26 protein-coding genes and 1 tRNA gene are annotated in these 23,954 nt (G+C 65.4%); 12 read left to right on the top strand and 15 right to left on the bottom strand.

Annotation, left to right across the window (positions count from 1 at the left end; translation table 11 throughout):
• Nucleotides 1-70 precede the first annotated feature (70 nt).
• Complete coding sequence (locus tag WV31_RS01635; RefSeq protein WP_085372036.1) at nt 71-1,882, top strand: aminopeptidase P family protein; 1,812 nt, start codon at nt 71-73, stop codon at nt 1,880-1,882.
• Here the strand turns inward: WV31_RS01635 and WV31_RS01640 are convergent, their stop codons facing one another.
• From WV31_RS01640 to WV31_RS01655, 4 genes are all read right to left on the bottom strand, one after another.
• Nucleotides 1,883-2,287: a bacteriohemerythrin gene (locus WV31_RS01640; RefSeq protein WP_085372037.1), complete on the bottom strand. Its 405-nt coding sequence runs from the start codon at nt 2,285-2,287 to the stop codon at nt 1,883-1,885. It abuts the gene before it with no gap.
• A 116-nt stretch (nt 2,288-2,403) separates the two neighbouring features.
• A complete protein-coding gene (locus WV31_RS01645) occupies nt 2,404-2,655 on the bottom strand; it encodes a hypothetical protein (protein WP_237051439.1) in 252 nt (83 codons plus the stop codon).
• A 45-nt stretch (nt 2,656-2,700) separates the two neighbouring features.
• Nucleotides 2,701-2,886, bottom strand: coding sequence for a hypothetical protein (locus tag WV31_RS01650; RefSeq protein WP_237051440.1), 186 nt, complete (start codon nt 2,884-2,886; stop codon nt 2,701-2,703).
• 166 nt (nt 2,887-3,052) lie between these two features.
• Entirely contained in the window at nt 3,053-3,247 is a 195-nt protein-coding gene (locus WV31_RS01655; RefSeq protein WP_237051441.1) for a hypothetical protein, read from the bottom strand.
• Between the two features lie 267 nt (nt 3,248-3,514).
• On the opposite strand from WV31_RS01655, the gene WV31_RS01660 reads away from it, so the two are divergent.
• Together WV31_RS01660 and WV31_RS01665 are read left to right on the top strand one after the other, a co-directional pair.
• Entirely contained in the window at nt 3,515-4,531 is a 1,017-nt protein-coding gene (locus tag WV31_RS01660) for a glycosyltransferase family 4 protein (protein ID WP_085372041.1), read from the top strand.
• Between the two features lie 49 nt (nt 4,532-4,580).
• Complete coding sequence (locus WV31_RS01665) at nt 4,581-5,105, top strand: heme utilization protein (RefSeq protein ID WP_085372042.1); 525 nt, start codon at nt 4,581-4,583, stop codon at nt 5,103-5,105.
• A 5-nt stretch (nt 5,106-5,110) separates the two neighbouring features.
• On the opposite strand, the gene WV31_RS01670 is transcribed toward WV31_RS01665, so the two are convergent.
• The 3 genes from WV31_RS01670 to WV31_RS01680 form a co-directional block, all read right to left on the bottom strand.
• Nucleotides 5,111-5,662 (bottom strand): thermonuclease family protein, encoded by a 552-nt coding sequence (locus tag WV31_RS01670; protein ID WP_085372043.1) that lies wholly within the window; start codon nt 5,660-5,662, stop codon nt 5,111-5,113.
• An 18-nt stretch (nt 5,663-5,680) separates the two neighbouring features.
• Nucleotides 5,681-6,142: a hypothetical protein gene (locus tag WV31_RS01675; RefSeq protein ID WP_085372044.1), complete on the bottom strand. Its 462-nt coding sequence runs from the start codon at nt 6,140-6,142 to the stop codon at nt 5,681-5,683.
• 139 nt (nt 6,143-6,281) lie between these two features.
• A complete protein-coding gene (locus WV31_RS01680) occupies nt 6,282-6,512 on the bottom strand; it encodes a DUF2249 domain-containing protein (RefSeq protein ID WP_085372045.1) in 231 nt (76 codons plus the stop codon).
• 286 nt (nt 6,513-6,798) lie between these two features.
• Between WV31_RS01680 and alaS the strand changes: the two genes are divergently transcribed.
• Nucleotides 6,799-9,435: an alanine--tRNA ligase gene (gene alaS / locus WV31_RS01685; RefSeq protein WP_085372046.1), complete on the top strand. Its 2,637-nt coding sequence runs from the start codon at nt 6,799-6,801 to the stop codon at nt 9,433-9,435.
• Nucleotides 9,436-9,728: 293 nt separating this feature from the next.
• Here the strand turns inward: alaS and WV31_RS01690 are convergent, their stop codons facing one another.
• The 3 genes from WV31_RS01690 to WV31_RS01700 form a co-directional block, all read right to left on the bottom strand.
• Nucleotides 9,729-10,010, bottom strand: a complete 282-nt coding sequence (locus WV31_RS01690) for an STAS domain-containing protein (RefSeq protein WP_085372047.1) — start codon at nt 10,008-10,010, stop codon at nt 9,729-9,731.
• A 300-nt stretch (nt 10,011-10,310) separates the two neighbouring features.
• Nucleotides 10,311-10,565, bottom strand: coding sequence for a hypothetical protein (locus WV31_RS01695; protein ID WP_085372048.1), 255 nt, complete (start codon nt 10,563-10,565; stop codon nt 10,311-10,313).
• A 66-nt stretch (nt 10,566-10,631) separates the two neighbouring features.
• Entirely contained in the window at nt 10,632-12,362 is a 1,731-nt protein-coding gene (locus WV31_RS01700) for a sensor histidine kinase (RefSeq protein WP_085372049.1), read from the bottom strand.
• Nucleotides 12,363-12,513: 151 nt separating this feature from the next.
• Between WV31_RS01700 and WV31_RS01705 the strand changes: the two genes are divergently transcribed.
• From WV31_RS01705 to WV31_RS01730, 6 genes are all read left to right on the top strand, one after another.
• Nucleotides 12,514-12,945: a hypothetical protein gene (locus WV31_RS01705; protein ID WP_145980702.1), complete on the top strand. Its 432-nt coding sequence runs from the start codon at nt 12,514-12,516 to the stop codon at nt 12,943-12,945.
• Nucleotides 12,946-13,117: 172 nt separating this feature from the next.
• Complete coding sequence (locus WV31_RS01710) at nt 13,118-14,398, top strand: PP2C family protein-serine/threonine phosphatase (RefSeq protein WP_237051442.1); 1,281 nt, start codon at nt 13,118-13,120, stop codon at nt 14,396-14,398.
• A 2-nt stretch (nt 14,399-14,400) separates the two neighbouring features.
• Entirely contained in the window at nt 14,401-15,174 is a 774-nt protein-coding gene (locus tag WV31_RS01715) for an ATP-binding protein (RefSeq protein ID WP_085372052.1), read from the top strand.
• A 156-nt stretch (nt 15,175-15,330) separates the two neighbouring features.
• Nucleotides 15,331-15,636: an STAS domain-containing protein gene (locus WV31_RS01720; protein WP_085372053.1), complete on the top strand. Its 306-nt coding sequence runs from the start codon at nt 15,331-15,333 to the stop codon at nt 15,634-15,636.
• Nucleotides 15,637-15,698: 62 nt separating this feature from the next.
• Complete coding sequence (locus WV31_RS01725; RefSeq protein WP_085372054.1) at nt 15,699-17,408, top strand: methyl-accepting chemotaxis protein; 1,710 nt, start codon at nt 15,699-15,701, stop codon at nt 17,406-17,408.
• A gap of 100 nt (nt 17,409-17,508) precedes the next feature.
• The gene (locus WV31_RS01730; RefSeq protein WP_085372055.1) at nt 17,509-17,775 is read left to right on the top strand and encodes a hypothetical protein; all 267 of its coding nucleotides are present in this window, start codon (nt 17,509-17,511) and stop codon (nt 17,773-17,775) included.
• A gap of 335 nt (nt 17,776-18,110) precedes the next feature.
• Here WV31_RS01730 and WV31_RS01735 read toward each other — a convergent pair whose 3' ends face one another.
• On the bottom strand, nt 18,111-19,007 hold the full coding sequence (locus WV31_RS01735) for an LOG family protein (protein ID WP_085372056.1): 897 nt from the start codon (nt 19,005-19,007) through the stop codon (nt 18,111-18,113).
• A gap of 149 nt (nt 19,008-19,156) precedes the next feature.
• On the opposite strand from WV31_RS01735, the gene WV31_RS01740 reads away from it, so the two are divergent.
• The gene (locus WV31_RS01740) at nt 19,157-19,813 is read left to right on the top strand and encodes an MBL fold metallo-hydrolase (protein WP_085372057.1); all 657 of its coding nucleotides are present in this window, start codon (nt 19,157-19,159) and stop codon (nt 19,811-19,813) included.
• Nucleotides 19,814-19,890: 77 nt separating this feature from the next.
• On the opposite strand, the gene WV31_RS01745 is transcribed toward WV31_RS01740, so the two are convergent.
• On the bottom strand, nt 19,891-20,730 hold the full coding sequence (locus tag WV31_RS01745; protein ID WP_085372058.1) for a hypothetical protein: 840 nt from the start codon (nt 20,728-20,730) through the stop codon (nt 19,891-19,893).
• A 202-nt stretch (nt 20,731-20,932) separates the two neighbouring features.
• Here WV31_RS01745 and WV31_RS01750 point away from each other — a divergent pair.
• Nucleotides 20,933-21,024 (top strand) — tRNA-Ser (locus tag WV31_RS01750).
• 249 nt (nt 21,025-21,273) lie between these two features.
• Here the strand turns inward: WV31_RS01750 and WV31_RS01755 are convergent.
• From WV31_RS01755 to WV31_RS01765, 3 genes are all read right to left on the bottom strand, one after another.
• Nucleotides 21,274-21,507: a nucleotidyltransferase domain-containing protein gene (locus tag WV31_RS01755; RefSeq protein WP_206072572.1), complete on the bottom strand. Its 234-nt coding sequence runs from the start codon at nt 21,505-21,507 to the stop codon at nt 21,274-21,276.
• A 424-nt stretch (nt 21,508-21,931) separates the two neighbouring features.
• Entirely contained in the window at nt 21,932-22,441 is a 510-nt protein-coding gene (locus tag WV31_RS21930) for a hypothetical protein (RefSeq protein WP_168185829.1), read from the bottom strand.
• Between the two features lie 140 nt (nt 22,442-22,581).
• Complete coding sequence (locus WV31_RS01765; protein ID WP_085372059.1) at nt 22,582-23,952, bottom strand: sensor histidine kinase; 1,371 nt, start codon at nt 23,950-23,952, stop codon at nt 22,582-22,584.
• Nucleotides 23,953-23,954 lie beyond the last annotated feature (2 nt).

The raw sequence follows: 23,954 nt of genomic DNA on the forward strand, positions 1-23,954 counted from the left end.
TATTTTTCAGACCCTAGCTGTTCCAATTTCCCCCCTCCCTGACTTCCGCCTTATGAGCTAAGTTTCCGTCATGACCCGCCAGCCCTCCCCGGCCTCGTCCGCCGACCGCCTCGCCCTGTTGCGACAGGAACTGCAACGCCGCAACCTGAACGGATTCGTGATTCCGCGCGCCGATCAGCACCAGGGAGAGTACGTGCCCCCCTCGGCTCAGCGCCTGGGCTGGCTGACCGGCTTCACCGGCTCGGCGGGGGCGGCCGTCGTGCTGGAGAAACAGGCGGCGGTGTTCGTGGACGGCCGCTATACCCTGCAGGTCAGGAACGAGGTCGACACCACCCTGTTCACCCCCCAGCACCTGATCGATCACCCGCCCCAGCGCTGGCTGGGCGAGGTGCTGGGCAAGGGCGACCGCCTGGGCTTCGACCCCTGGCTGCACACCTGGGATCAGGTCCAGATCCTGACCGGCGCCTGCGAACGGGTGGGGGCTTCGCTGGTTCCCTGTGCCGACAATCCCCTCGATTGCGTCTGGACCGACCGGCCGGAGCCGCCCGCCAGTCCGCTAACCGCCCATTCCGAGGATTTCGCCGGCCGCTCCGTCGCCGACAAGCGCCAGGACATCGCCGCCCAGTTGAAGGCGGACCGGCTGGACGCCGCCATCCTCAGCGCGCCGGAATCCGTGGCCTGGCTGCTGAACATCCGGGCCGGCGACGTGGCCTTCACGCCGCTGCCGCTGTGCTTCGCCATCCTGCACGCCGATTCCTCGGTGGACCTGTTCATGGCGGAGCACCGCATCGCCGGAGCCATTCGCGCCGCCTGGGGCGAGTCCGTCAGGGTCGAGGATCCGGACCGGTTCGAAGCGGCGCTCCGCCATCTGGGACGCGGGGCCAGGCGGGTCCGCCTGGATTCGGCCTCGGCCCCCTTCCAGGTCTGGGAGACCCTGCGGGCGGCGGGCGCCCAGGTGGAGGCGGGGGCCGACCCTTGCGCCCTGCCGCGCGCCTGCAAGAACAGTGTCGAGATGGCCGGAACCCGGGCCGCCCACCATCGCGACGGCGTCGCCATGGCGCGCTTCCTGGCCTGGCTGGAAGAGGCGACGCGCGGCGGCACGGTGGACGAGATGGCCGCCGCCCATGCGCTCGAAGCGTTTCGCAGCCGGGGCCTGCACTTCCGGGGCCTGTCCTTCCCCACCATCTCCGGCGCGGGCGCCAACGGCGCCATCGTCCATTATCATTCGACGCCCAAGACCAACCGGCCGCTGCGACCGGGGGAACTGTACCTGGTGGATTCCGGCGCCCAGTACCTGGACGGCACCACCGACATCACCCGCACGGTGCTGATCGGCGAGCAGCCGCCCGCCGAAGCGCGCCGCCACTTCACCCTGGTGCTGAAGGGCCACATCGCCCTGGCGCGGGCGGTCTTTCCGTCGGGAACCACGGGCAGCCAGTTGGATGTCCTGGCCCGCCAGCCGCTGTGGTCGGCCGGGCTCGACTACGACCACGGCACCGGCCACGGCGTGGGCAGTTTCCTGTCGGTGCATGAAGGCCCCCAGCGCATTTCCAAGGTGGGCAATACCGTGGCGCTGAAGCCGGGCATGATCCTGTCCGTCGAGCCGGGCTATTACAAGACCGGCGCCTACGGCATCCGCATCGAGAATCTGGTTCTGGTGAGGCCGCTCACGCCACCGGAAGGCGCCGAGCGCGAGTTGCTGGGCTTCGAGACCCTGACGCTGGCGCCCATCGACCGCGCCCTGGTGGCCCCGCAGATGCTGGATGCGGCGGAGCGCGACTGGCTGAACGCCTATCACGCCCGGGTCAGGGGCGAGATCATGCCGCTGCTGACTGAGCCGGCGGAGCGCGACTGGCTGGAACGGGCGACGGCGCCGCTTTAGCTAATCCGTCCAGCCGTGGTCGAGGGCATAGCCCGAGGTGACGTAATCCATGGTCGCCCGGTGCTCCAGGAACCATTGCGGCAGATCCACCGTGAAATATTCGTCGCAGGCCTCGCCGCCTTCCAGCGCCCGGATCACCTCGTCCAGTTCGGCGATCACCCGCTGGTGCTCGTCGCGGTGGGGATCGAGGGCGAAGAACCCCGTCTTCACCATCATCGCCTCCTCGCGGGCGAAATGCTCGACGCAGTGCCGGGCGAATATCCGCGCGAGGTCCAGCCGTTCGGCCGGTACCGCCGCCGCCAGCCGGTTGATCATCTCAACCGCCTCGCAATGATCGTGATCCACGAAGCCAACCCCAAGCAGCAGGGGCTCGCCCCACCGGATGACCGCATGCCGAGGTATCATCGCCACGTCTTCCCAAGTCTGACGAAACGGCCGCAATGTACGCCTCTGGCTTCCAGACGCAAGCCAAAGCCACACACGCTTTGTGGATATGAGGACTGCCCGCAGGGAATGGGCACTCAACCGGCCAGCAACTGCGCCCGGTTGCGAAAGAACGAGCAGGCCAGGCAGGGATCGTCGCTGCGCAGCTTTTCGGCATGGCCGATCCGCACCACCCAGCAATTGTCATGGTCGGAACGGCTGAGATCGTTGCCATGGGCGCCGCGGCTCACCGAAGCGACCGCCTCGGGACAGCCGGCGCAGGGCAGGCCGCACCCGGTGGAGCAGTGTTCAGCCTGAATATTCAGAACGGCCGCATCCTCTCGCCGCATGTCCACCTCCATGCATGCCGCTGGACCTTGACGATCCCGGAGAAACTAACGAAAGGCCGTTACCGGCGAAATCAGATGCCGCAGCCGGTCCACCAGACGGGAACGAACCGGAGCCCCCTGGTGCAGATCGCCGGCGCAACGGGCGATTTCGCGGGCGCAGGCGTCATGGTGGGAGCAGGTGGAATCCTCGGGGCAATGGGCGATATCGCCGAGGATGACCAGTGCATCCACCCAAACCCCGCACGCGATGCAATTGGAGGTTGCCGCGAACTTGCGTTGACAGGCGGTTGGAAGGTCACAATTCGTCATGCGGCGATGATAGGGACGGCGAGGGTGATTCTCAACCACATCTTCCATGCGGGAATCACGGGGCGATCATGCGCCCCGACCGGACGGACTATGCCGACAGAGCCAGCACCCGGTCATGTTCCGCCGCCGCGATGGCGCTTTCCGACAGCCGCGTCGCCACGATCATGGCCATCCACGAGCAGCCCAGCCGGCGCGGGCAGGACAGCAGCGAACTGCACGAACCGGCATTGCGCAGCACCGACAGGGCATGCTCGGCCGGGTCGGCTTCACCGGCCAGACTCATCAGCCCATCGAATGCGCAACGCCTGTTGTCCTGCTGACCCATCGTCGGAATCCCTGGTGGAAACCATAAGTGATTTTACCTGGAATAAAGCTAGGGACAATCGGGTGGAGCCCCCATTCATCAAACGATAATATTGACGAAAGTTGATGAAGGAATACGCGCCCTCACCGTCCCCGTCCATGGCCGGCCCGCAAGTTTAACCGAGCTGTCACTTGAGCCGGGCGGCAGCGCGGCCTAGGCCTTCTCCCCAAACATCGGGAGAACATCATGCGCATTGCCCTGGTCACCGACGCCTGGACACCCCAGCGCAACGGCGTGGTGCGGGTGCTGACCACCCTGACCGCCATGCTGGGTGATCTCGGCCATCTGGTGCGGGTGATCGAGCCTTCGGCCTTTGCCACCATGGCCTGCCCGTCCTATCCTGAAATCCCCCTGGCCCTGCTGCCGGGCCGCAAGGTGGCCCGCCAGCTGGACGAATTCGCCCCCGACGCCGTCCACATCGCCACCGAGGGGCCGCTGGGATGGGCGGCGCGGGCCTGGTGCCTGCGCCACCACTTGCCCTTCACCACCGCCTACCACACCAAGTTCCCGGAATACATCCACGCCCGCACCGGTGTGCCGCTGGCCTGGCCCTACGCCCTGATGCGGCGGTTTCACAATCCGGCGGCGGCGGTGCTGTGCCCGTCGCCCTCGGTCCACCGGGAACTGCGCGCCCAAGGCTTCGCCGGGGCGGTTCCCTGGTCGCACGGAGTCGATACGGGGGTGTTCCGGCCCGGCCCCAAGGATTTCCTCGATCTGCCGCGCCCCATCTTCATGTATGTGGGGCGGGTGGCGGTGGAGAAAAACCTGCCCGATTTCCTGGGCCTCGACCTGCCGGGCTCCAAGGTGGTGGTGGGCGACGGCCCCGCCCGAGCCCAACTGATGGAGCGCCACACCCAGGCCCACTTCCGCATCGTCGACGGCGACGAGGAATTGGCCCGCGCCTATCGCGCCGCCGACGTCTTCGTCTTCCCGTCGCGCACCGACACCTTCGGCCTGGTGATGCTCGAAGCCCTGGCCTCGGGGGTGCCGGTGGCCGCCTACCCGGTGACCGGTCCCCTCGACGTGGTGGGCGGCGCGCCGGTGGGCGTGCTGGACGAGGATCTGCGGGCGGCGGCGCTGCGCGCGCTGGCCATCCCGTCCGAGGATTGCCGCCGCCATGCCGGCCGCTTTTCCTGGACGCGGGTGACGGCGGAATTCCTCAGTCATCTGCGGCCGTTTCATCGGCGCGCACAGGCCGGTTGATCTTTGCATGGCCAGGAGGGCACACTGCGCCCCTCCTTTCCTGACGTGGATGGCCGCCTTGTCCTATCGCTCCGCCGCCCTTGCCCTCGCCCTCAGCCTCGCCGCCCTGCCCGCCCTGGGAGGCACCTGCGGCACCCCCGAGGAGGTCAAGGCGGCGCAGCTGCGCCAGTTCCACTACCAGCTTCAGGTCGCCGCCCTCAATTGCCGCGGCGACGATCCCTCGCTTCCGGCCAAGTGGAGCAGCTACGTCCATCGCCATGGCGGCACCATGAGCGTCAACGCCAACGTCATGCGCGGCTACTTCACCCGCACCGGCAAGGGCGTCGCCGGCTTCGACCGCTACAACACGGTGCTGACCAACCGGGAATCGGTCCGGGTGCACGAGACCGAGGGCTATTGCGAGATCAACCAGCCGCTGTTCGAGAAGGCCATCGCCGCCAACGGCCAGCAACTGGCCACCCTGGCCAGCGAAACCATCGGCAAGCCGATGGACATCGCCGCCTGCGCCGAGCCGAAGAAGGCCGAGGCGGCGAGCGAGAAAAAGTCCAAGAAAGTCGCCACCCGGGCCGAGTAGCCGACTTAATCCTCGTCCTCGGCCTTGCGCCGGGCGGTTTCCCAGTCCCGCGGCAGCACCATGTCGGCGGCCCACAACCCGCGCCGGGCGGCGATGGCCTGTTTCTGCGCCTCGGCATAGGGACCGTCCTTGGCGGCGCGGGCCAGACCGCCCGCCACCAGCAGGCGGCCGAGATCCCCATCCGCCACCTTGCAGCGGCCCCATAGCTGGCCCGAGGCCACGTCGACGATCTCGCAGGCCACGCCCTTGGACAGCAATTCGCCCATGCGCTTCCTGGCCGGGCGGGCGCAGTCGAATTCATCCCGGGCGGATTTGGAGCCGCACAGGTCCTTGCGCCCCGGGGCGGTGATGCCGGCCAGCGCGATATGCAGGCCGCGCACCTGAAGGGCGCCGGCGTCGAAGCCCTCGGCCCTGCCCCACACGCAGGCGCCGCCCTCCCCGTCCTCGGCGCAGCGAAGCGGCGGGGGAGCGGCCGGCGTGGCGGCGGGGGGCGGCCCGGCGGCCAAGGCCGGAGCCGACAGAAGCAGCAGGGTCAGGGCGAACGCGATTGCATGCATTCGCCCAATCTACGGCACTTATTGCGCGACGTCGATGCGGAACCCGGCATGGCAGGTGGTGCAGCGGTCCAGCTGCTCGATCAGACGGCGGTTCAGTTGGGAGAGGCTTTCGCCCTTGGCTGCCGCGTCGGCCATCTCGTCGAAGCCGCCGTGCAGGCCCATGGCCAGACGCTTGAAGTCCAGCGGCAGCTTCAGCAGCAGGTCGGGGGCCTTGTCGTGGGCCTCGCCCATGCCCATGGACCGGGCGATCCTGCCCACCTTGGCGGTATCGCCCTCGGCCAGGGCGGCGGTGATGTCGCGGACCGCCACCAGCAGGCCGCGCATCTCGGAGAACACCATCTCGCGCTCGGGCCCGCTCATCAGCACGGCGGTGCGACCGTCCGGGGCCTTCTCCGTCCGTCCATGGACGAACAGCACGCCCAGGCCGACGGCCGAAACCAGCCACAGCACCAGGGCGACCAGCCCCAAACGGTTCATCATGTGGATACTCCCCTAATATGTCATCCCGAGCACAGGCGAGGGATCTCATTCTGGAACGATATTTCCGAGACGGCACCGATGCTCCAGACGGAGATCCCTCCTCCCGATGGTCGTCGGGATGACGGAAACAGCGAAGGACTCAAACAGTGCGCGAGATGCGCACCCGCCAGACCTCGGGGCCTTCCTCCAGGTATTCCCAGCCGAAGGTGCCGGCCCGCTCGGCGTTGAAGTGATAATAGAGCGGCTTGGGGTCATGGTCATTGACCAGAATGAAGGCGCCGCCCACGGCCAGGGATTCGAAGGTGCCGAAGATCTGCGGATGGCGGTCGCGGGGCTGGATGGCGCGAACGTCGAGCTGGGGGTCGGACATGGAAGTCGTTGCTCCTGGGGAATGGGGAGGCCCCGACACGGCGGGAGGGGGATGGGGAGGGGAGGGCCTGCCGCACCGGGGCACGGACAAATACATAAGCGCCACGCTGCGTCTTTACCTTGAGCCTGGTCAAGCGATCCCATCCACGGTGCTTTACAAAACCACAATCCCATATGAGGTATTGATCCAGCCTCCCTTCCCCGGCATCGGGCCACCCCTGGACAGCCCGTCCCCCCACGGGTTAAAACCGCCCGTTACGCCGCCCCCCTAGCCCACGATGGATGCCATGCAGACCGCCAACGAGATTCGCCGCACATTCCTCGACTTCTTCGAGAAGAACGGCCACACCGTCGTGAATTCCAGCCCGCTGGTGCCGCGCAACGATCCCACGCTGATGTTCACCAATGCCGGCATGGTGCAGTTCAAGAACGTCTTCACCGGCGTCGAGAAGCGCGATTACGTCCGCGCCGCAACCGCCCAGAAGTGCGTGCGCGCCGGCGGCAAGCACAACGATCTCGACAACGTGGGCTATACCGCGCGCCACCACACCTTCTTCGAGATGCTGGGCAACTTCTCGTTCGGCGACTATTTCAAGGACCTGGCCATCGAGCATGCCTGGACCCTGATCACCAAGGATTTCGGCATCGACAAGAACCGCCTGCTGGTCACCGTCTATCACGACGACGACCAGGCGGCCGACGCCTGGAAGAAGATCGCCGGCCTGCCGGAGTCCCGCATCATCCGCATCCCCACCTCGGACAATTTCTGGGCCATGGGCGATACGGGTCCGTGCGGTCCGTGCTCGGAAATCTTCTACGACCACGGCGACCATATCCCCGGCGGCCCGCCCGGCAGCCCCGACCAGGACGGCGACCGCTTCATCGAGATCTGGAACCTGGTGTTCATGCAGTTCGAGCAGGTGGACAAGGAGACGCGGATTCCGCTGCCCAAGCCCTCCATCGACACCGGCATGGGCCTGGAGCGTCTGGCCGCCCTGCTGCAGGGCAAGCACGACAATTACGACGTGGACCTGCTGCGCGCCCTGATCGAGGCCTCGGCGGACGCCTCCAACACCGATGCCGACGGCCCGCACAAGGTCAGCCACCGCGTGGTGGCCGACCACCTGCGCTCCTCGTCCTTCCTGATCGCCGACGGCGTGCTGCCGTCCAACGAGGGGCGCGGCTACGTTCTGCGCCGCATCATGCGCCGCGCCATGCGCCACGCCCACCTGATGGGCTGCGCCGAGCCGCTGCTGCACAAGCTGGTCCCGGCGCTCACCAAGCAGATGGGCGAGGCGTACCCCGAGCTGGTGCGCGCCAACGCCCTGATCACCGAGACCCTGAAGCTCGAGGAAACCCGCTTCAAGGCCACGCTGGACAAGGGCCTGAAGCTGCTGGACGAGGAAGTGGGCAAGATGGGCGCCGGGGCCAAGCTGGCCGGCGAGGTGGCCTTCAAGCTCTACGACACCTACGGCTTCCCGCTGGACCTCACCCAGGACGCGCTGAAGGCCAAGGGCCTGGGCGTCGATACCGATGGCTTCGCGCTTGCCATGGAGCGCCAGCGCGCCGAGGCACGCAAGGCGTGGTCCGGCTCGGGCGAGGCCGCCACCGAGACCCTGTGGTTCGAACTGCGCGAGAAGCTGGGGGCAAGCGAGTTCCTGGGCTACGACGCCGAGCAGGCCGAGGGCAAGATCATCGCCCTGGTGGAGAACGGCAAGGCGGTCGAGGCCGTCCATCCCGGCCATCAGGTGGCGATCATCGCCAACCAGACGCCGTTCTACGGCGAGTCGGGCGGCCAGATGGGCGACACCGGCATCATCACCATCGGCTCGCCGGGCTCCTCGGCCAAGGCCATCATCACCGTCACCGACACCCAGAAGAAGCTGGGCGACCTGATCGTCCATTTCGGCACCGTCGAGGGCGGGCCGGTGGCGGTGGGCGAGGACGCCCATTTCGCCGTGGATTCCATCCGCCGCGACGCCACCAGGGGCCACCACTCGGCCACCCACCTGCTGCACGCCGCGCTCAGGGACATCCTGGGCGACCACGTGACGCAGAAGGGCAGTCAGGTCGGGCCCGAGCGCCTGCGCTTCGACTTCGCCCACACCAAGGCCCTGTCGGCCGAGGAGGCCCGCGCCGTCGAGGCCGAGGTCAACCGCCGCATCCGCGCCAACGCCGAAGTGGCCACCAAGGTCATGACCCCCGACGACGCCATCAAGGCAGGCGCCATGGCCCTGTTCGGCGAGAAGTACGGCGAGGAAGTGCGCGTGGTCTCCATGGGCGATCTGTCCACCGAGCTGTGCGGCGGCACCCACGCCAACCGCACCGGCGACATCGGCGGCTTCAAGATCGTGGCGGAAAGCGCCGTGGCGTCGGGCGTGCGCCGCATCGAGGCGGTGACCGGCCCGGCCTTCCTGGCCTGGGCTCAAGGACAGGAAGACCTGCTGTCCAAGGCCGCCGACACGCTGAAAGCCGCCCCCGCCGACCTTCCCGCCCGTATCGCCGGCCTGATGGACGACCGCCGCAAGCTGGAACGCGAACTGGCCGAGGTCAGGAAGCAGCTGGCCACCGGCGGCGGCCAGGGTGCCGCCACCAAGACCGTCAACGGCATCACCTATGCCGGCAAGGTGCTGGCGGGCGTGCCGGCCAAGGACCTGAAGGGCATGGCCGACGAGATCAAGAAGCAGATCGGTTCGGGCATCATCGCCCTGGTGTCGGACGCCGACGGCAAGGCCTCCATCGTGGTCTGCGTCACCGAGGACCTGACGGGCAAGCACTCGGCCGTCGATCTGGTCCGCATCGGCTCGGAGGCGCTGGGCGGCAAGGGCGGCGGCGGCCGCCCCGACATGGCCCAGGCAGGCGGCCCCGACGCCAGCGCCGCCCAGACGGCCATCGACAAGATCGAGCAGGCGTTGGCGGGGTAAGAGAGTACCGGGGCTGCCGCCCCGTACCCCGCCTGGGGGCGCAGCCTCCAGACCGCCGGTGTTTTTCACAAAATCCCCTCGGCCCGGCTGGGCGGGGGGATTTTTCATTTCCCTCCGCCCGCCCACAGGAGGGGCGGAGTGAGGGCCGGCGCAGCCCCCTTCCCGTCATCCCGAGCGTATGCGAGGGATCTCAGGCCGGTTTGCTTTTCCTCTGTGCCTTCTCTGTGTCTCTGTGCCTCTGTGGTTTATCCCCCACCCCACCTTGCCCAAAAGCCGGCCTGTGGCATCACGGCTCAGTTCCAGTGGCTGCCGATGAAGGTTTCCACTTCGGGGCGCAGGTGGCGGAGTTCCAGTTGGGCGCCCGCCATGCTGGCGTGCAGCCGCAGCAGGCCGAGCAGCGCCACCAGTGACGCGCTGAGGCTTTGCAGTTCGGCGAAGTCGAAGATCACGACCGCATCCGGCCTTTCGATGATGGTCTCGAACTGGATTTCGATCTGGTCGAAATCCAGGTCATCCAGCGGACCGACCAGACGGAAGACCGCCTTGGCGTCTTCCTGCACGACAATGCAACCCATGGCGCAATACCCCCCCTGCCCATCTCCCAGCCCGGCCCCTTGACCACGGCGCCCCGATGAGATGGGCCATGCTTAGGTTGTAATGCCAAAATATAGATTGCATATACTTTGGTTTTAATCGGGGTGTGACATTCTTGTGTCCGGATTATGAATGCGCGCTTTGGCTGCGCCGAAACGGCCGGCGGTTGCCGCCCTTGCGGGGCCATGCCCGCCCCTCGCCCAACGGCGCCATCATCGCCGTGATCGGGTGTGCCCCTCCCTTTTCCCAAAGGAAGGAGAGGGGTGCCCCGAGTCGTCGTGCTACGCCTTGGCCGGCGCGGCGCCGCCCTGGGGCTCGTTGCGCTTGAGCACGCCGGCTTCCACCAGCTTGGTGACCAGATCGCCCATGGTGTTGAGCGAGTGCAGGAAGCCGTCCACCGGCATGGCGATACGCTGGCGGACCTCCATCTTGCCCTGGCCGGATTCGGTGGGTTCCAGCGACACCAGTTCGATGCGGACCACACCACTGACGAAATCGACCCGGCCGACGCCATCGGCGAAAATCTCGGAAACCATGGGCAACGCCCCTCCCGTTGTTGAACAGCCGGGATGGTGGGCCATGCCCGGCCCGAGGTCAATCGGTCAAAGGCCGGATGAAGGGCTGGACGATATCTTGGGAATGGCCGCCAGGAAGGTACTGCCCTCGCCCAGTTCGGATTCGACCCAGATGCGGCCGCCATGGCGTTCGACGATCTTGCGGCACACCGCCAGGCCGATGCCGGTGCCTTCGTACTGCTCGCGGGCGACCAGGCGCTGGAAGATGCCGAACACCCGCTTCAGGTCGTCGGGGGGAATGCCGATGCCGTTGTCCTTGACGCCCAGCACCCATTCGCCGCCGCCATCGCGGCACAGCACCTCGATACGCGGCGCGCGGCCGGCGGGCATGTACTTGATGGCGTTGCCGATCAGGTTCTGGAACAGACGGATCAGTTCGTTGGCATCGCCCGAGATCGCCGGCAGGATTTCCGGCACGGTGATCTCGGCCCCGGATTCGGCCGCCGCCACCTCCAGATGGCGGATGGCGTCGGCCACCACCCCCGCAAGCTCCACAGGCGCCATGGGCGCGCCGATGCGGCCGATGCGCGAGTATTCCAAGAGGTCGACGATCATACGGTCCAGGCGCTTGGCCCCGTCCAGGGCGAAACCGAAGAAGTCGCGGGAATCCTGGTCGAAGTTGGCGCCCAGCTTCTTTTCCAGCAGCCCCAGATAGGCGGTGATCATGCGCAGCGGCTGGCGCAGATCGTGGGAGGCCACATAGGCGAACTGCTCCAGTTCCTCGTTGGAGCGGCGCAGTTCCTCCACCAGTTCCGCCAGTTTGGCGTCGGCATGCTTCTGTTCGGTGATGTCGGCCTTGACCGCCAGGTAATTGGTGATCTCGCCTTCGATGTTCTGGATGGGCTGGATCGTCGCCAGTTCCCAGTAAAGATCGCCGTTCTTGCGCCGGTTGACCAGTTCGCCTTCCCACTTCTCGCCCATGGACAGTGCCGCCCACATGGCGTGATAGGTCTCGGGCGGGGTCATTTCGGATCGCAGGATGCGGGGATTGCGGCCGATCACCTCGTCCATGGAATAGCCGGTGACCTTGAGGAAGGCTCCGTTGACGTACTGGATGTCGGCCTTCAGGTCGGTGATGACGATGGACACCGGGCTCTGCTCCACCGCGCGGTTGAGCATATGCATGCGATGGGCGTTCTCCACCGCCGCCGTGATGTCGGTGCCGGTGCCGCGATAGCCGATGAAGGCGCCGTCGTCGTCGAAACGGGGCAGTCCGTTGACCTTGATCCAGCGGGCACGGCCGCCGCGGTCCTCCAGCCAGTACTTGAAGTCGCGGAATGGGCGTTGGGCGCTCAGGTCGGCGATGTGGGCCTGCCACTGGTCGGAATCGATCTCCATGCGCTCGCTGACGATGTCCCACGACCGCTTGCCCAGCAGGTCGTCGGACGACACGTTCATCGCCGCGTCGAACGAGGACGAAAAGAAGGTGAAGCGCTGCTCGGCATCGCTTTCCCAGAACCAGTCGGCGGCCGCCTCGGAATACTCGCGATACCGCTCGGAGCTCTCCTTGGCCACCTCGGACAGCAGGCTGAGGCGGTCGCGCTCGACACGGAGCGAGGCCATCTGCCCTTGCAGCCTTCGCGCGGCCTCCGCCTCGTCGCGGCCAAGACGCGACGCCAGCCACAGGGTCGCCGCCCCGGCCGCCGCCAAAACCGCCAGCCCTCCGGCGGACTGCCCGGACGGCAACGCCGCCACGGCCGCAAGCCCCGTCGCCTGGATCGCCGCGATCGCAATGAGATTACGCCTGCGCCCGTTCATCACCGCCGCACAGGCCGCCCGATTTCAATGAGCATCCGTCTGGTTCCGCCCCATCTTGCTCCGCCCCGAAGAGGCGGCGCATCCAATCTGGACTTGCGTCCGATCCCCATGATAACCAACTTGAATCATCATGACATCAGGGATGATTGCCATGGTCCGAGCGACCCATAAACTGGCGGCTGCCGCCCTGCTGCTCAGCCTGCTCTCCGCCTGCGTGCCACCCCCGGACCAGCCGGCCTATTTCAGCCGCATGGGGCGGTTCATGGGACTGATCGCCAATTGCGGCTGCTCCGACATCACCCCCGCCCGCATGCTGGCGGAATACCCCAAGGCGCTGGGTGACCGCTACCCCGCCAACGAAGTGACGGCCATGAAAGGCTATATCGATTACGCCTCCATGGAGCGCTGGGAGAATCAGTATCTCATCTGCGCCGAGACCTGTGCGCAACGCTGCATGGTCCAATCGGTCGTCGAACCGCTGGGGGGAAAGGGTACCGGCGAGGCAGCCTGCCTGGTCAGCGAACGCGACCTGCACCTCACCGACGGCCTCAAATATCACTCCGGCGACCCGGGCAACAACTGAGCCTTGGCGACAGGCCACGGAAATACGGCATGTTACGGATGTTTGCATATCCATTTACATTGCGTTGACCACACGCAAGAATGCTCGACACATACATCCATTAGTCTAAGCTATGGGTTATACCAAGGGGTCGGAGAGCGGGACGATGAACGTGGCGAGCCGGGGGGGGCGATTGATCCGTCTGCCCAGCCGAACCAGCGGCTGGCGAACCGACCCTGAAAGCGGCGAGACCGGTGGCGCCGCCTCCGGAACCGGCGCCACCCGGGTGGTGAAGGACGTTCTTCACGTCCTGCTGGTCGAGGACGAACCGGGCGACGCCCGCCTGGTGGAATACGCGCTCAGGATGTCGAGCACCCCCACCTTCGTGGTCAAGCACGTGACCACCTTGGCGGCCGCCATCGCCCATGTGGGCGGAGACGAACCGGTCGACGTGGTTCTGCTGGACTTGAGCCTGCCCGATTCCACCGGCATCGCCACGGTCTCGCGCATGCAGGAAGCCACCTCCAGGACCCCCATCGTCATCATGACGGGCCTGGACGACCCGCGCTTCGCCTCCTATGCCCTGGAGGCCGGCGCCCAGGACTACCTGATCAAGAGCGACGACCCCGAACGGACGGTGGGCCGCGCCATCCGCTACGCCATCACACGCATGGCCGGCCAACTGGAACGCCAGGCGCTGCTCGAGCGCATCGCCCAGCAGCAGCGCCACCTGGTCGAGGAGGTCAACGCCGCCCGCGCCATGCAGTTCGACCTGCTGCCCCGGCCCGAGCGCCTGGACGAGCGGCTGGCCGCCCTTGGCGTCGAAGTGGAATCCTTTTTCGAGCCGTCGTCCGGCATCGGCGGCGATCTCTGGGGCTGCCTGGATTGCGGCGGCCCGCGCATGAGCTTCTACTGCTTCGACTTCACCGGCCACGGCATCGGCGCGGCGATGAACGTCTTTCGCCTGCACGCCCTGATTTCCGACCATTGGGACCCCCGGCGGCAGCCGGCGGAGACGCTCAGCGTCCTCAGCGGCGCGCTGAAGTCCCTGCTGGGCCGCGGGCAGTTCGCCACCATGTTCCTGTGCACCATCGACACCGAGGCCGGCGAAATCGAATGGGCGTCGGCCGGCGCCCCCGCCCCGGTGATCATGCAGGGCCAGGATTACCGCTTCCTGGATGCCAAGGGCATCCCGCTGGGCCTGTCCAAGGCCCCCGAATACCGCGACCACCGCGAGGCGTTTCCGCCCGGTGCCGCCTTGTTCATGTATTCCGACGCCATCACCGATTCGCCGACCGGCGACGAGCAATTGTTCGGCGAGAGCGGCCTGGGCGGGTCCATTCAGGGATTGCTGCGCCGCCATGGCGAATTGCGGGTGGATCATCTGCTCGACGACGTCTGTCGCCAGGTCCGGATGCCGTTCGAAGACGACCTGACCGCCGTGTGCATCCGCCGCCTGGCTGGGGAGGGCTGAGCATGGCCTCGGTAATGACCCCGCCCTCTCCCGGCTGCCACGCCTCGGAACGGCGCCCCTGTCTGGTGGTCGCGGCCCCGCCCTCCGAGGATCTGGCCGCCCAGTGCCGGGCCCTGGGTATCGACCTGCGGCGCGACGCCCCCGGCCCCGACCTGCCCGCCGCGCCGATCCTGTGCGGCGAGGGATCGACGGAATCGGTCCGCGCCGGCCTTGCCGCCCCCTATTGCGGCTTCATGGAGCTCGGGGTGGAGGGGGTTCTGGGGATCGGCCTGCGCTGCTTCGAGATCGCGCGCGGCGGCGGCATGACCCTGTCACTGCAGACGGCCACCGTCTATCGCCTGGAGACACTGGAACTGGTGGCCCAGGCCATCCGCAACCGGTTCGGCGAGATGATCGGGAATTGCGCGGACCTCATCGAGATTTCCCTGGCCGAGGCCCTGTCCAACGCAGTGATCCACGGCAATCTCGGCATCCCCAACCATCTGCGCACCACCGCCGAGGGCTTCGTCGAGTTCCAGAGGATCATGCACGCCCGCATGGCCGATCCGGCCCTGGCGTCACGCCGCATCGAAATCAACGTCCAGGCACGAAGCGCCGATTTCCTGTGCGTCTCGGTCTCCGACCAGGGCAACGGCTTCGACCTGAGCGAGAAGCTGGCCCATACCGCCGAATCGACCGCCAAGAATGGCCGCGGCCTCGCCCTGATCCGCAAGGCCGTCCACGCCTTGCACGGCGAAGACGGCGGCCGGACCCTGGTCATGACCTTTTGCCGCTAGGAGAAGGCGTCACAAACCGACTTTTTTCGCCCGATCCCGACACTCACCTCTTGCATTCGCCCCGGCGCCGGAGGTAAGGCTTTCACCCTAATACTCGACTTAAGCGACAGGCCGGCGGCGGGAATAGCCACAAGTCGAGACGAGGAGGACCGCAGCATGCAGTTTCGTGTCAAGGATGATGGATCCGCTGTCCACGTGTCGCTCGAAGGACAGCTCAACTTCGCCGCCAACGAGGATTTCCAGTCCCTGCTGACCCAGTTGAGCGGGATCAAGAACCGCAAGGTGACGTTCGAGATGTCGGGCCTCAGCCATATCGACTCGGTCGGGCTCGGCCTGCTTTACATCGCCCGCGAAGATCTGGCCGAAGGCGGCTCCTCCATCAGCCTGGCCAATCCGCGCGACAACGTGTTCCGCATGCTGGAATTGACCGAGGCCCACAAGACCTTCGAGATCAAGCGCTGATTCCGGCCGCCTAAGGGGAGGCGGCGTTTCATCAGGCGGAAGGCGCGAGGGGGAACTATCCAATGTCCGATGGTGTCTGGCAGAATTTGAGGCTGCGCCAGCGTTTCATGATCGTGGTCGGCCTGGGCGTCATCGTCATGGCCGCCGTGATCGTGATCTTCATCGCCCGGTTCGAGGAACGCGCCATGGAGCGCAAGCTCCACGAGCTCAGCGTCAACGAGATGACCTCGCTGCACGCCCTGATCCTCAACGTCATGGCCACCCGCCCCGAGGATGCCGACAACATCGGCATCAAGGTCTTCAACAAGTGGTTCGATTCGCGCAACGTCCACTACGCCGGCAAGGTGTGGAGCGTCTGGGGCCCCAAGGTTGCCGCCCACATGAAGGACGTGGAGCCCGAGCGCGCCCCCAAGCTCGCCCAGGACGACATCGACCGCGAGGCCCTGGCCACCGGCAAGGCGGTCGGCCGGCTGGTGGGCGATTCCTACCGCTACGCCATGCCCATCGTGCTGGGCGTCACCGATGGCGCCAAGGACGAGGTCTGCCATTCCTGCCACGGCGGCATGGGCATGGGCGATGGCGAAGTCATCGCCGTGTTGTCGTCGTCGCTGTCCACCGCCGCGGAAAAGGCCGAACTGCACAATGTCCTGATCGGATTGTTCGCCTTCGGCATCATCGCCACCCTGGTGTCGGTGTTCGGCGTCCGCTGGATTCTGACCCGCGTCATCACCAAGCCCATCGGCCGCATGACCACCCTGATGGGGCGCCTGGCCGACGGCGACACCTCGGTGGAGATCGAAGCCATCGAGCGCAAGGACGAGGTGGGCGACATGGCCCGCACCGTCCAGGTGTTCAAGGAGCATATGCTGGAGGCCGAACACCTGCGCGCCACCCAGGAACAGGAGCGCCTCAAGGCCGCCGAGGAACGGGCCCGGACCATGCGCGACATGGCCGACCATTTCGAGGCCACGGTCAAGGCCAAGGTGGCCGAGGTCGAGGTGTCCACCACCGGCATTCAGAAAACCGCCCACGCCATGGCCAACCGTTCGGGCCAGAGCGGCTCGCGCTCGCTGGACGTCTCGGAAGCCGCCAACATCACCACCGAGCGCGCCGCCACGGTGTCCGAGGCCACGCGCCAGCTGGCGCTGTCCATCAACGAGATCGCCCAACAGGTGGGCGAATCCAGCCGCATCGCCCAGCAGGCGGTGGAGAACGTCAACACCACCGCCAGCCAGATGAGCGGCCTGTCCGATTCCGTCCAGGCCATCGGCAATGTGGTGCAGCTGATCAACGACATCGCGGCGCAGACCAACCTGCTGGCCTTGAACGCCACCATCGAGGCGGCTCGGGCGGGTGAGGCCGGAAAAGGTTTTGCCGTCGTCGCCAACGAGGTCAAGAACCTCGCCAACCAGACCGCCAAGGCCACCGAGGAGATTTCCAATCAGGTGGCGGCGGTGCAGACCTCCACCCGCGAGATGACCTCGTCCATCGAAGGCGTGGTGGAGACCATCCGCACCATCGACAACATCTCCACCGCCATCGCCGGCGCCGTGCAGCAGCAGGAAGCCACCACGCGCGACATCGCCAGCAATATCGACGAGGTCGCCACCCAGGCGGGCGAGGTCTCGGGCAGCGTCTCGACCCTGTCGCGCTCCTCGGCCCGATCCTGTGCCGGCGCCGTTCGGGTGATCTGGAGCGCCAAATCCCTGTCCGAGGCGGTCAGCGACCTCAAGACCGAGGCCGAGGACTTCCTGCGCTCGGTCCGGGGATAGGCGGAGGTCTCTAGGCGAGTCGGCCTATTACTACTTTGCGCGAGACTCGCCCCTAGACCGAAGGTATGATCCCAAACCATGGGATGGGAGGGATCAACCTATGGACGATTGGCGCAAGAGTTTGAAGCGGGCCTTTGGCGACACCATCGGCCCCTCGACGGTGGGGATGGAGGACCTCCTGTCCGCCACCCGCCAGATTTCCAGGTTCAACCGCCTGTCCCAGTACGTCCAGGACCTGGACACCATGGCCGCCGCCAAGAAGGGCGTCGGACCGGCCGAACTGGAAGCGCTGCGCGGCCTGCGCGTTTCGGAAATTCCGCCCAAGCGCCTCAACGAGCTGTGCGAGAGCCTGCTCGACGACAAGTGATCTTCGAATCGCACGTGACGTCTTATACCAAGATGCGCTGTCATGCTGAGGCGTAAGCCGAAGCATCTTTCAGCCTGAGACGGTTGCCGCCTGTGCCTGAAGACCCTTCGGTGTCGCCTCAGGGTGACAATCCGTCTCTGATTTAACGTTCGATGCGTTACGCCGCGCGAAGTGATGCTTCGCGCGGTTCATTGTCGTCCGTCTTGTCCGGATTTATCGCCGCCTCGACCCGCACGCCAAAGGCAGCGGATCGAGGGGCGGCCCATCCCTCCCCAGGGATCTCGGAACCGCCCCATCGTAGACCTACGTATGGGATTGTAAATCGGGTTCCGACCCTATTTGGGCAGCCGATAGAAGTCGGCGATGCAGTTCCACGCTTCCTCGGCGGTCTCGACGAAGGTGAAGATGTCCTTGTCCTCGGGCGCCACCATGCCTTCGTTGATCATGGCGTCGATGTTGATCACCCGCTCCCAGTACTCGCGTCCGAACAGCAGGATGGGGATCGGCTCGATCTTGCCGGTCTGAATCAGGGTCGCCGCCTCGAACAGTTCGTCCAGGGTGCCGAAACCGCCGGGAAACACCACCAGCGCCTTGGACCGCGTCAGGAAGTGCATCTTGCGGATGGCGAAGTAGTGGAAGCGGAAGCACAGATCGGGGGTGATGTAGGAATTGGGCTCCTGCTCCATGGGCAGGACGATGTTCAGGCCGATGGACTTGCCGCCGATATCGTCGGCACCGCGATTGGCCGCCTCCATGATGCCCGGCCCGCCGCCGGTCTTGACCACGAAATCGCAGACGTGCTCGCCGGCGCAGGTGCCGGTGACGATGCGGGCGAAGCGCCGGGCCTCCTCATAATAGCGGCTGTTGGCCACCATGCGCCGCGCCACCGCCAGACGCCGGGCGGCCTCCCTGTCCTTGGGGTGGTTGCGCGCCTCCTCCTCGGCCTGCCCCAGCACGGACTGGGCGCGTTCGGGCGAGGGAATGCGGGCCGAACCGAACACCGCCACCGTCGACTTGATGCCGTGCTGCTGCTGCAGCAGTTCCGGCTTCAGCAATTCCAGTTGCAGCCGCACCGGCCGCAGATCCTGGCGCAGCAGGAAATCCACATCCTCGAAAGCCAGGCGATAGGCGGGCGACGCGGTCTGCGCCGACGAAGCGCCGGGCACGTCGGATTCGGAAATCTCACGCCGGGCCGAGACGAACGGTCCGCGCTTGCGGGGCGGCTTTCGCATGAAACGGCAACTCCTCAACCCATCCTATGACCAAGGGTCAGTGTCCGCCATGCACCGTTACCATGGCGTAAAGGCGAAAGCATTGCTTGGAAACCGCGTCCGCCTTCGCTATAGGGGAGGGAATTCACCGTGGACGAGAACAGGCAGTCATGACCCATCAGCAGTTCGGCGATTTCGGCGATTTCTCCCTGTCGGTCCTGGTGACCAGCCCGCCCTGGTACGAGAACTGCTACCTGGTGGTGCACAAGCCCACCAACACCCTGGCGATCATTGATCCCGGCGGGGACGGCGAGCGCATCTTAGAGGCGGTGGCCGCCACCGGGGCCAAGGCCGAGGTCATCTGGCTGACCCACGGCCATCCCGACCATCTGGGCGCCGCCCATCAGCTGGAAACGGCCCTGGGCATTCCCACCCGCGCCCATGTGGACGAGGCCCAGGTCATCTCCACCTCCAGCGACCTCAACCGCACCTTCACCGGCCAGCCGCAGAAGGGACCGGGCAGCCTGGAGACCTTCGCCGGCGAGCCCACGGAAAGCCTGGGCGGCGCTCCGGTCCGCGTCATCCACACCCCCGGCCACACCCCGGGCGGTGTCTGCCTGGATTTCGGCGGCTTCGTGCTGACCGGCGACACCTTGTTCCGCAACGGCGTCGGACGCACCGACCTGCCCGGCGGCAGCGAGCAGCAATTGTGGGCCTCCATCAACCGCCTGCTCGGCCTGCTCGACGACGACGTCATGCTGTTCTCGGGCCATGGCCCGGAATGGGCCGTGCGCGAGGCGCGCCGCTGGTGGCGGATGGTGGGGTGAGTCTTTTCGCCGCCATAAGGCGCGCGGCCCCTTGGGCCTAACCAAATCCCGATGAGTCAGTCTCATCGGGATTTGGCCTATCCCCAGATCTGAATCGGCACCAGCCGCATGCCGGGCGGCACCACCGCCCGGCGGATGTCCATATCGTTGGGCGTGACGGGAATGCGCACCGCGCCCGAGCCCAGGGGCAATTCCACCACCCGTCCGCCCAAGGCCTCGTCGGTATAGGTCACCAGCCTGGTGGCCGACAGGGTGGCGCGCAGCATGCCGGCCCGGATGGGGTCGTCGACCACCAGCACCATCCGCTTCAGCACCCGGCCGGGCGCGGCATAGGTGAACACCGCCACGCCGCCCTTGGAGGCATATTCCTCGTCCGCCTGGGACAGGGCGGCCATGCGCCGCGTCTCGGCCTCGAAGGAGAAGGTGGCCAGCGGCAAATCGGCGTCGAACAGCCAGTCGCCGTTGGCCAGGGAATAGGCGGTGCGCCGCCCGCCCTTCTCGGTCCAGAACAGGAAATCGTCGCCCAGGCTGGCGGAATGGGCGACCACGCTCAAGTGGAACAGCGGCGGCTTGCGCAATTCCGACGGCGCCCCCACCAGCCAGGCGGACAGGCTGGCCCGGCCCTCGCCGTTGTCGCCCAGCGTGACGCGCTGGCGCAGCAGGGTCCGGCGGGGCCGGGGCTCACCGGTGATGGGAACCGAGACGACGCTGTAGGTGGTGTTGACCAGCTTCGAGGTGATGCGCCCGCGCTCGTCGCGCATGGAATAGGCCGAACCGCCGGACAAGGTGGCCTCGTTACGGCCGAACGATCCCGCGGCCATCATGATGAGACCGGTCGCAACCAGGATAGGCAGGGTGAAAAGCGTCACCAGACCGGCAACGATCGCTCCCGCGATGAACGGCCAAGTACTGCGCATTCCTCCTCCCCATTGGAGCGGCCGGCTCCCCGAACACCCGCCACCTTACGACGGCCTCGCCTTTGCCGCAACCCAGGGGCTGCCCCCTTCCCCGGTGGCCATCGCGATTCCATTGCGGATTAGCGGAAAGGAAGCGTTGACGCCCGCATTCGCTTTGGTTAGAAACGTCGCTCCGGCCAATGCGGTAAGCAACCGCCTCTGCGGAGGGGTGGGTGAGTGGCTGAAACCAACGGTTTGCTAAATCGTCCAGGGACCTAAATCCCTGCGCGGGTTCGAATCCCGCCCCCTCCGCCACCTTCTCCAAACGTCTGAAAAGCGAATATTTTCAATGAGTTGTGATGAGGCTTGCGCCCACCGTCCACACACGTTTTCCACACACGCTTGAAGCGAAAAAAGCCTCGCCAGCCGAAGCCAGCGGGGCACATCATGGCCCGCAAGGAACTCACAACAGCCGCCCTTCGCGCCGGATGTTGGCCAGCAGGCGGGGATTGGAATGGCGCTCCGGGTGATCCCACAGGTCCTGGCGCACCGGCACCGGCTGGATCAGCACCCCGGTGTCCAGCAGGACGTCATAGGCGATCTCGCTATGACGGCGTCGAGGTCATCCCCCGGCCGGCCGTCGAGCACAACCGCCACATCCACGTCGCTGTCACGACCGCCATCTCCGCGCGCGTGGCTGCCGAACAGGATGGCCGAACGAAACCATTCACCCTCGCGGCGAGCCACGGCGGCGGTGAAGGCTTCCAGAGCCTGGGGCAGCATCGATGGATCGGCCATGCCAAGTCCCTCTTGTTCCTGTCATGAGGATAGGCGTTCGACCAGGGGAGAACAACAACCGGGTTAGCGTTCGACTCCATCCCGCCGCGCCTGCGCCGACAGGTTGTCGCCGTCAGGCTCCAGCCCCCAGGACTCCAACACCTTGAAGGTCTGGTCTCCGGCCAGTTCCCGCCCGAATTCGTCGAATAGCGGAACCTGATCACGATCACCATCCCGCAGGCGAGCGACATAGCGGAGGCTAGCCCGTAGGTCCGGGCTTGCTCCTTCCTTGATCTCCTGCTTTGAGCAAGCGTGACCTCCAACCCATCACGCACATTTCCGTGAAGCGGCCGAGGAAATAGGCCCAACGGAGGCATTGACACGAATAGTCTATTATCTATTAGATTATAGATATTTAATCCTGTGGAGCCCCCCGATGACCGTCCTACTGCCCTCTCGCTACCGCGATGAACCCGTCTTCGAGGACGTTCTGGCACGCCACCCCGGCTTTCCCCGGCTGGTCGCCCTGAAGATCGACGTCCAGCGGCGCGGCGTCCACTACACCGAGCGGGCGGAGAAGGCGGTCGATCCGGCGATCCACCAGCTGCGCAGCCCCTACATCTTCGGCTCGCGCGACGGAGCCATCAAACCGCTGCCGGAATCGCTGCTGCTGCGTGACGGCGGAACCATCCTGGTGGACCCGACGCCCCTGGCCCAGGACCCGTATGTGGTGGATTTCATCGATGGCCGCTTCGTGCTGCTGGACGGCGGCCGGCAGGTGGAAGAGGTCGAGCTGTGGCCCAAGCCGGCCTATTACGACAAGACCACCAGTTCCGGCATCAAGATGAGCCTGCTGGTCACCGCGCGGCCGCAGCGCCTCAACGTCTTCCAGTCCAGCTACTGCTATTTCTGGGCCGACGACAAGGGCTGCAAGTTCTGCGACATCGTCACCCATGCGTGCGCTTGCGCCCTACTGCTTACCCTGTGCTTACCCGCGTTGGCGGGACGTAGCGAAGCCCACAAACGAAAACGCCGCCAACCTTTTGAGTTAGCGGCGTTTTTTATTGGTTGCGGGGGCCTGAATCGTCAGACAGTTTACTCGTCTCCGGTGGGTTTCTCTTTTCCGGAAGAGTGGGAGGGAATGGTAAAGCATACCCGGGTCCCCCTGGGATTTGCCGCTTCAATCCAGACCCGACCTCCAGCTGATTCTATAATCTTGCGAACGACCGCCAATCCAATCCCGGTGCCGGATGGTGCATCCTGCGGATTAAGGCGTTCAAACACACCGAACACTCGCTCCCTCATGTCCTCAGCAATCCCAACCCCGTTATCCTCGACGCGAAATTCCAATTGATCTGTTTTCGCCTCACAGGTGATCCCGACGGATGGGGTTGACGCCTTGTGACTGAACGTCATGCTGTTGTCGATCAGAGCGGTAAAGACATCGGACAGTCGTTCCAGATCGACTCTCGCGGTCGGCAATTCCCCATGATCAATGACGGCACCAGACTGTCGGATTTTTCTGGCAAGCCGCTGCAATGCCTTATCCACAGCATTTTTCGTGGCGCAACGTTTCGGGTTCCATGGTGAATGTGACAGGGCCATATGGGCTTGCATGTCAGCCAGCAACTTCCTAAGTCTTTCGCCACCATGGACAATATGATTCACGGTATTCGCCACGTCATCGTCAGTTTTCATTTCATGGCTGAAAGTTTTCTTCAGCTTTGAGGTATAGAGCAACTGTTCACGGACTGGCTCTTGGAGGTGGTGGGCCAGGACATAGGCAAAATTCTTGATCTCGTGAACAGTCCTTCGCTCACCCTCCACCGCCTCATCCTTCAATCGGACAAGCTCGGCCTGGGATGCCTTGAGAGCGGCCTCGCTTTTGATCCGGGCATTGATTTCCCGAGTCAACTGGATCGTCTTGTGGGCTAAGTTATCGTACATGCCCATGACGGTCTCGATCAGGACCCGCGTGGCTCCGGACATTTCCTTGTTGGCGAGTTCCTTTGCCCGCTCAAGGGAAACTCCCGTCGGCATCGCCAGAACGACCTTCGCCATTCGCTTGTCGGACTCGATAATGTGAAGGGCGAGCCAGTGAGTCAGAAACCTGACGACCTGCTCGATCACCTCATCATAGGGTTTTCCCTCAACTTCACGGCTCATCTCGATAATTTGGCCAACGAAGTCGGAATGGGCGCTCCGGTGCCACTCTTCCCAGGAATCTCCGGCAAAGTGCGTGCTCCAGATCGCCTCCTCAGTGGCAAAGTGGATCGCGGCATAGTCCTTCAAATCGCTGATGACTTGATCGATGGCGGGGGCATTGCGCTGGAAGGCCAGATGACCAACCAAGACGTTCAACAGTTCAATCAGCCGCTTATGCTGAGTGTCGATAATGTCGATCCCGGTAGCGAAATTTTCATCCCAAGGAAATATCTCGACTGTATTTTCGGCATGAATGGTCATAT

Origin of the sequence: Magnetospirillum sp. ME-1 (assembly GCF_002105535.1) — a bacterium.
Classification (GTDB): Bacteria; Pseudomonadota; Alphaproteobacteria; order Rhodospirillales; family Magnetospirillaceae; genus Phaeospirillum.

Coding starts and splice junctions, on each gene's coding strand:
- WV31_RS01635 (WP_085372036.1), top strand. CDS start 71: ATGACCCGCCAGCCCTCCCCGGCCTCGTCCGCCGACCGCCTCGCCCTG.
- WV31_RS01640 (WP_085372037.1), bottom strand. CDS start 2,287: ATGATACCTCGGCATGCGGTCATCCGGTGGGGCGAGCCCCTGCTGCTT.
- WV31_RS01645 (WP_237051439.1), bottom strand. CDS start 2,655: ATGCGGCGAGAGGATGCGGCCGTTCTGAATATTCAGGCTGAACACTGC.
- WV31_RS01655 (WP_237051441.1), bottom strand. CDS start 3,247: ATGAGTCTGGCCGGTGAAGCCGACCCGGCCGAGCATGCCCTGTCGGTG.
- WV31_RS01660 (WP_085372041.1), top strand. CDS start 3,515: ATGCGCATTGCCCTGGTCACCGACGCCTGGACACCCCAGCGCAACGGC.
- WV31_RS01665 (WP_085372042.1), top strand. CDS start 4,581: ATGGCCGCCTTGTCCTATCGCTCCGCCGCCCTTGCCCTCGCCCTCAGC.
- WV31_RS01670 (WP_085372043.1), bottom strand. CDS start 5,662: ATGCATGCAATCGCGTTCGCCCTGACCCTGCTGCTTCTGTCGGCTCCG.
- WV31_RS01675 (WP_085372044.1), bottom strand. CDS start 6,142: ATGATGAACCGTTTGGGGCTGGTCGCCCTGGTGCTGTGGCTGGTTTCG.
- WV31_RS01680 (WP_085372045.1), bottom strand. CDS start 6,512: ATGTCCGACCCCCAGCTCGACGTTCGCGCCATCCAGCCCCGCGACCGC.
- alaS (WP_085372046.1), top strand. CDS start 6,799: ATGCAGACCGCCAACGAGATTCGCCGCACATTCCTCGACTTCTTCGAG.
- WV31_RS01690 (WP_085372047.1), bottom strand. CDS start 10,010: ATGGGTTGCATTGTCGTGCAGGAAGACGCCAAGGCGGTCTTCCGTCTG.
- WV31_RS01695 (WP_085372048.1), bottom strand. CDS start 10,565: ATGGTTTCCGAGATTTTCGCCGATGGCGTCGGCCGGGTCGATTTCGTC.
- WV31_RS01700 (WP_085372049.1), bottom strand. CDS start 12,362: ATGAACGGGCGCAGGCGTAATCTCATTGCGATCGCGGCGATCCAGGCG.
- WV31_RS01705 (WP_145980702.1), top strand. CDS start 12,514: ATGGTCCGAGCGACCCATAAACTGGCGGCTGCCGCCCTGCTGCTCAGC.
- WV31_RS01715 (WP_085372052.1), top strand. CDS start 14,401: ATGGCCTCGGTAATGACCCCGCCCTCTCCCGGCTGCCACGCCTCGGAA.
- WV31_RS01720 (WP_085372053.1), top strand. CDS start 15,331: ATGCAGTTTCGTGTCAAGGATGATGGATCCGCTGTCCACGTGTCGCTC.
- WV31_RS01725 (WP_085372054.1), top strand. CDS start 15,699: ATGTCCGATGGTGTCTGGCAGAATTTGAGGCTGCGCCAGCGTTTCATG.
- WV31_RS01730 (WP_085372055.1), top strand. CDS start 17,509: ATGGACGATTGGCGCAAGAGTTTGAAGCGGGCCTTTGGCGACACCATC.
- WV31_RS01735 (WP_085372056.1), bottom strand. CDS start 19,007: ATGCGAAAGCCGCCCCGCAAGCGCGGACCGTTCGTCTCGGCCCGGCGT.
- WV31_RS01740 (WP_085372057.1), top strand. CDS start 19,157: ATGACCCATCAGCAGTTCGGCGATTTCGGCGATTTCTCCCTGTCGGTC.
- WV31_RS01745 (WP_085372058.1), bottom strand. CDS start 20,730: ATGCGCAGTACTTGGCCGTTCATCGCGGGAGCGATCGTTGCCGGTCTG.
- WV31_RS01755 (WP_206072572.1), bottom strand. CDS start 21,507: ATGGCCGATCCATCGATGCTGCCCCAGGCTCTGGAAGCCTTCACCGCC.
- WV31_RS21930 (WP_168185829.1), bottom strand. CDS start 22,441: ATGGGTGACGATGTCGCAGAACTTGCAGCCCTTGTCGTCGGCCCAGAA.
- WV31_RS01765 (WP_085372059.1), bottom strand. CDS start 23,952: ATGACCATTCATGCCGAAAATACAGTCGAGATATTTCCTTGGGATGAA.